Source organism: Bradyrhizobium valentinum (assembly GCF_001440405.1).
Lineage (GTDB): Bacteria > Pseudomonadota > Alphaproteobacteria > Rhizobiales > Xanthobacteraceae > Bradyrhizobium > Bradyrhizobium valentinum.
Genome location: NZ_LLXX01000049.1, coordinates 1 through 5809 on the forward strand (window position 1 = coordinate 1; position 5809 = coordinate 5809).

General features: G+C 62.9%; 5 protein-coding genes. 2 read left to right on the top strand and 3 right to left on the bottom strand.

Translation table 11 applies throughout. From position 1 onward, the window contains the following. Positions 1-1435, top strand: a 1435-nt coding sequence (gene rpoD, locus CP49_RS08690) for an RNA polymerase sigma factor RpoD (RefSeq protein ID WP_057849866.1), incomplete at its 5' end; no start/stop codon positions are given. Positions 1436-1809: 374 nt separating this feature from the next. Here the strand turns inward: rpoD and CP49_RS08695 are convergent. The 3 genes from CP49_RS08695 to CP49_RS08705 are packed head-to-tail and all read right to left on the bottom strand — an operon-like array spanning position 1810 to position 4629. Continuing rightward, positions 1810-2046: a hypothetical protein gene (locus tag CP49_RS08695; RefSeq protein ID WP_057849867.1), complete on the bottom strand. Its 237-nt coding sequence runs from the start codon at positions 2044-2046 to the stop codon at positions 1810-1812. Between the two features lie 58 nt (positions 2047-2104). Next, positions 2105-3685 (bottom strand): glycosyl hydrolase family 79 N-terminal domain-containing protein, encoded by a 1581-nt coding sequence (locus CP49_RS08700; RefSeq protein ID WP_245310613.1) that lies wholly within the window; start codon positions 3683-3685, stop codon positions 2105-2107. Between the two features lie 47 nt (positions 3686-3732). Beyond that, positions 3733-4629, bottom strand: coding sequence for an OmpA family protein (locus CP49_RS08705; protein WP_420807595.1), 897 nt, complete (start codon positions 4627-4629; stop codon positions 3733-3735). Between the two features lie 304 nt (positions 4630-4933). On the opposite strand from CP49_RS08705, the gene CP49_RS08710 reads away from it, so the two are divergent. Beyond that, positions 4934-5686 (top strand): lytic murein transglycosylase, encoded by a 753-nt coding sequence (locus CP49_RS08710; RefSeq protein WP_245310614.1) that lies wholly within the window; start codon positions 4934-4936, stop codon positions 5684-5686. The last annotated feature ends 123 nt before the right edge of the window (positions 5687-5809 follow it).

A 5809-nucleotide genomic window follows, 5' to 3' on the forward strand; every position in this document is an offset into this window, starting at 1 on the left:
CCAGCCCGTCGCTAACGGCACGGCTGCCGCGCCCGCGCATGTCGCGCCGCCCGCTGCTCCCCCGTCGGCGACCCCGTTCCGCACCGCGCCCGATGGCGACGGCGAGGAGAAGGATCCGGCCGAAGCCGCCGCCGAAGGCGACATGGAAGACGACGAGTTCGAAAACCAGATGTCGCTCGCGGCCATCGAAGCCGAACTGAAGCCGAAGGTGGTCGAGACGTTCGACAAGATCGCCTCCGAGTACAAGAAGCTGCGGCGTCTTCAAGAACAGGATATCGCCAACCAGCTTCAGAGCGAGTCGCTCTCGCCCTCGCAGGAGCGCAAGTACAAGAAGCTGAAGGATGAGATCATCGTCGAGGTGAAGTCGCTGCGCCTGAACCAGGCCCGCATCGATTCGCTCGTCGAGCAGCTCTACGACATCAACAAGAAGCTGGTGTCGTTCGAGGGCCGCCTGCTTCGTTTGGGTGACAGCCACGGCGTCGCGCGCGAAGACTTCCTGCGCAACTACCAGGGCTCGGAGCTCGATCCGCGCTGGCTCAACCGTGTCTCGAAACTGTCCGCCAAAGGCTGGAAGAATTTCGTCCATCACGAGAAGGACCGCATCAAGGATCTGCGCCACGAGATCCAGTCGCTGGCAGCCCTCACCGGTCTCGAGATCGGCGAATTCCGCAAGATCGTACACGGCGTGCAGAAGGGCGAGCGCGAGGCGCGCCAGGCCAAGAAGGAAATGGTCGAGGCCAACCTCCGTCTCGTGATCTCGATCGCCAAGAAGTACACCAACCGCGGCCTGCAGTTCCTCGACCTGATCCAGGAAGGCAACATCGGCCTGATGAAGGCGGTTGATAAATTCGAGTATCGCCGCGGCTACAAGTTCTCGACCTACGCCACGTGGTGGATCCGGCAGGCGATCACGCGCTCGATCGCCGACCAGGCCCGCACCATCCGCATCCCCGTGCACATGATCGAGACCATCAACAAGATCGTGCGCACGAGCCGCCAGATGCTCAACGAGATCGGCCGCGAGCCGACCCCCGAAGAGCTCGCCGAAAAGCTCGGCATGCCCCTGGAGAAGGTCCGAAAAGTTCTCAAGATCGCCAAAGAGCCGCTCTCGCTCGAAACGCCGGTCGGTGACGAAGAGGATTCACACCTCGGCGATTTCATCGAGGACAAGAACGCGATCCTGCCCATCGATGCGGCGATCCAGTCCAACCTGCGCGAAACCACCACGCGGGTGCTGGCCTCGCTCACCCCCCGCGAAGAACGCGTGCTCCGCATGCGCTTCGGCATCGGCATGAACACCGATCACACGCTGGAAGAAGTCGGCCAGCAGTTCAGCGTGACACGCGAACGCATCCGCCAGATCGAGGCGAAGGCGCTGCGCAAGCTGAAGCATCCGTCGCGGAGCAGGAAGCTGCGGTCGTTCCTCGACAACTAGCTCAGGTCGTCATGCCCGGGCTCGACCCGGGCATCCATCTAACGAAAGCGCCGGGCGAAAGCCAGCCGCTTTTGTTTGGTCAGGTCGCACCCAAACTTCTCGCGCCAGCGCCCGGGGCCGCCACCCCTCTCCCCACCCTCCCCCGCAAGGGGGGAGGGAGCCGTACCAGTGTGCTCACCTCACATTGCATGTTGGCTATCCCTGATGTGATTGGCACGAGTCAGGGACGCATCGGTGGTAGGGTTCCCTCTCCCCTTGCGGGGGAGGGTTAGGGAGAGGGGTGCCGCTTGCTCTGCTGGTAGTTAAGCACGTGGATAACGCCACTCTCCGGCGATCGCGACGTTGGTTGATGTAACCGGGCCTTGCTTGCGAGGCTACTTCTTCTTCGCCCCGACCCGGCTGATGCTCTTGATCGCCAGCGGCGTGCGGCCGGATTTCTCGGCGATTTCGCGGTCCTGCTCCATGATGTAGCCGCGTGCTGGCTCGTCGCCGTCGAGGCCACCGAGCAGCTCGGAAGGCACGCGCCGGTTGGAGCGTTGCGAATCGTCTTCATAGACGACGTTGAAGAAGGCAAACTCGCCTTTGGGATTGGTCCCGGGTTTCTTGGCCATGGCCGGCCTTGTCCTCGATAGAGGCGCCGCTGTCAAAGAAAAATAACGGCGGAAAAATTCAGTCGCATGCCGGATTTTTGGCATCCCCGACGTCAAGGAAAGTGATCGTGGTCGGTCCGATCTCAACCGGACCCGGTGGCGATGTCACCGCAGCCAACCGCGGAAGATCGTCGTTCGGAGCGAGTTCCAAGGCCGCTCCATTCAGCTTCACTTCGGCGCTTTGCAGATGATCCGCCGACAGCGTGTAACGCTCGCTGGCCACGGGCAGTCGCAGGATTGCGGCGGTCGTGCGGTCCGTATTTATAGCCAGCAGCGTGACGGCCCCACGTATGCCGCGCCGGCAATGCGCATAGAGGTGCACTCCCTGATGCACGCCGGCGTCGAGAACAATTGTGCCCATAACCCTGCGCCAGAGCAGCGCCGCCCAATAGTTTGGCCGCGGCCGCAACGTCGTCTCGTCAAGCAGGCCGTAATCGCTTGCGGCCAGCGTATTGTGCGCGACCATCTGGACGCCGGCCCTGGCAAGCCGGCCAAGTTGATCGAGATATCGGAACGTATCGAGGAAGGTGGAAGCCCAGGGATTGCCGCCGCAAGCTGCCTCGGCGGTTTCGGTAAGCCAGATCGGCTTATCAGGCGCGAACTCGTCCCTAAGCGATTGGTAAAACGCGCGTGTCCGGTCCGTGCTCGCCAGCCATGCTTCCGAAACCGCGGCCTCTGGTGTGGTTTGACCGGGAGAGCATCGTTGCGAGACCGCGCCGTAGTGATGATAGGAGAAAACGTCGATGCCGGATCCGGATGCTGCAAGCAAGTCCCGCGTGTTGATGAATTCGGAGCTGGATGGCCTCGATGATTGCGGCGCGGCTGTCTCGCCGATCGAACCGGGGCCCAGAACCATCACATCCGGTTCGCTCGCCCTGATGAACGCAATAAAGGCCTTGAAGTCCCGCCCGTAAGCTGTCGCGTCATATCCCCTGGGTGCGCCGCCCATGGCGGCCAGCGTGGGCTCGTTCATGAACTCGGCGGCGGCAATTCTGCCGCCGACGGATCTGGTATAGGCGAAGAAGCGACGCGCCTGATCGCTCTGCCATAGACCTGCTGCATCCCGGACGCCGGGGCCTGTTGCCATCGAGGTGATGATCTCTGCGCTGGCCGCGCGGGCAAAGTCGATGACAGCTTTCCAGCGTTCGCGACTTAGCACCGCGCGGAAGCCGTTGGGCGGCGTGGAGGGCGCCTCATCGCTTTCGGCAAAGTAGGTGGTGTTGGCCCAGGTGCCGCTGACGCGCATGTAGGCTGGGGCCAGAGCGGCGGCCAATGCGCGTAGTCGGCGGTTCGATAGATCGACGGGCTTCCGATATTCGTAGAGGTCGGGATTGCCGCCTGCAGGGACATTTCCGGCATTCACCGCGCCGTGTGCCGACGGCGCCGAGGCGCTCGCCCTGTAAGGCTTCCAGAAGCGGCCGCCAGTGACCTCGACCATTTCCACGTTGTACGATTGAAAGCGCTCGTCGATGGTACCGAGGCGGGGCAGTTGTGAAGGGTCCACGGAAAGCATTGGCGTCTGCGCGGCGGCCTTCTGGGATCCCGCCAACGCGGCGATCGCGATTCCCATTCCGACTTTGAAACCACTGGACCTGGTCATTGCCATTGTCCTGGACGTGCCAAAGCGGACGTTGGCCCAGCATTAAACTAAGGCGCCACCAGTTCAACCCGGCGGTTCAGCGCGCGGCCGGCCTCGGTGGCATTGGAACCCACCGGCGCAAGCAGGGCCACGCCCGCGGTGCGCAGTCGCGGCGCGCCGATGCCGTAGTTCTTCACCAACTCGGCGGCGATCGCCTCGGCGCGGCGTCGCGACAGATCAAGATTGTAGGCGAATGGGCCCTGGTTGTCGGTGTGGCCGACGATGAAGACGCTCAGTCCGACTTGGGCGGTGAGCAGCTTCGCGATCTGCTCGAGGGTGGGGCGGCTTTCGGGCTTTACCTCGGCCCTGTCGGTATCGAAATAGATCCCGTAGAGCGCGATGCGGCCCGTCTCGCGAAGGCCCTTGGCCATGACAGCCGCGTCCACCATCTTGTTCTCGATCGCGCCGACTTCGGCGATGACGAGCTGCGCATAGATCTCGCGGTTGTTCTCGCTGACGATGAGGCTGGCATAGGTCTCGCGGCCGCCGTCCACCTTGCGCCCCGCAAAATAGCGGTAGTTGAAACCGTCCACCCACATCTGCGGGATCGGCAGCGCGTCGACGGCTTCCGAGAAGGGAATGCCGCCGCACGCGTCAACATCGCAGGCAAGCAGCGTTTCGAATCCGGCCTTCGCCAGTTGGGTCTCGAAATTGCGCGACACCTCCAGGATCGAGGGGCCGGGATTGGTGCGATAGGCGATGCGCGTGATGCGCCCCTCCAGCCGCCGCGCGTCGGTGGGCTGGCCATCCTTGAAGGCGGCCCCTTGCATTCGCGCCGCATCGAAATCCTTCACCTGATATCCCGTGATGACGCTGCCGCCGAACCGCCCGATGCCTGGATAGTCCCTTGCGCCGGCCACGTCGCGCGTCTGCGCGGAAGCGTTCGTCATCGCACCAAGCGACATAGCGAGCAGCAGGAGGACCGGCCTGAACAGTGTGTGCGGTAAGCTCATGGGAAATCCATTTGTTCGAGAAACGATCGAGGGGAGGGGGGAACGAAGTATGACTTGTAAAGGTCGCGCCGGCAGATCACCCGGTTCAAATTAGTCGCAATCATGGCCGTTTTCGGGGAGATTCTGTCCATGCGTTTGCCGCAACCCTCGAAGCGCGGCCAAGGACGTGCTAGAAGCCGATGCTTATTTGCAGTGCTCTCTCAGGAATGGCTTTTCCATGCTCCGCATCGCATTTGCTTTCAGCGCCACCCTGGCAATGTTCGCATGCTTCAACTCCCAAGCCCATGCCGCCCAATGCGGCAGCTCGTCCGCCGGCTATGCCACCTGGAAACAGGAGTTTGCCGGCGAAGCGCGAGCCAAGGGCATCAGCGCTCCCACCATCCAGGCTCTGATGGCGACGAACTATGCGCAGTCGACCATCAATGCCGATCGCGGCCAACGCAGTTTCAGCCTCTCGCTCGATCAGTTTCTCGCCAAGCGCGGGGCCACGACCATCGTCGCGAAGGGGCGGCAGCTCAAGCAGTCGCAGGGCGCGCTGTTCGCCTCGATTCAGCAGCGCTACGGCGTGCCGCCGGGGCCGCTGCTCGCGATCTGGGGGATGGAGACCGGGTTCGGCAGCCAGCGCGGCAATCAGAACATGCTGGCCTCGATCGCGACGCTCGCCTATGACTGCCGGCGCTCGGCGTATTTCACCGAGCACCTTTACGCGGCGCTGCAATTGATCGACCGCGGCGCGCTGTCGCCGTCGCAGCGCGGCTCGATGCATGGCGAGGTCGGCCAGACACAGTTCATGCCCAAAGCCATCCTGGCCTACGGCACCGGCAATCTCGAAAACGCGGCCAATGCGCTGACCTCGACCGCGAATTTTCTAAAGGCGCATGGCTGGCGCGCCGGCGCGGGCTACCAGCCGGGCGAGCCGAATTTTGCCGCCATCCAGGCCTGGAATGCCGCGGGGGTGTATCAGAAGGCGATCGCGCTGATGGGGCGCCAGATCGACGGCGGCGAGTGAGGGGGCTATGACTGCACTTTGCGTCCGACAGTTGTCATCAAACCAATAGGTTGTCGTCCCTGCGAAAGCACTAGTAGATGCACAGATCTTGACTGCGACGGAATGACTCGGCCGTTTGATTTA

What these genes read in the sequence shown, in the direction of transcription:
- CP49_RS08695 (WP_057849867.1), bottom strand. Translation starts at nt 2,046, where the DNA reads ATGGCCAAGAAACCCGGGACCAATCCCAAAGGCGAGTTTGCCTTCTTC.
- CP49_RS08705 (WP_420807595.1), bottom strand. Translation starts at nt 4,629, where the DNA reads ATGTCGCTTGGTGCGATGACGAACGCTTCCGCGCAGACGCGCGACGTG.
- CP49_RS08710 (WP_245310614.1), top strand. Translation starts at nt 4,934, where the DNA reads ATGTTCGCATGCTTCAACTCCCAAGCCCATGCCGCCCAATGCGGCAGC.
- CP49_RS08700 (WP_245310613.1), bottom strand. Translation starts at nt 3,685, where the DNA reads ATGACCAGGTCCAGTGGTTTCAAAGTCGGAATGGGAATCGCGATCGCC.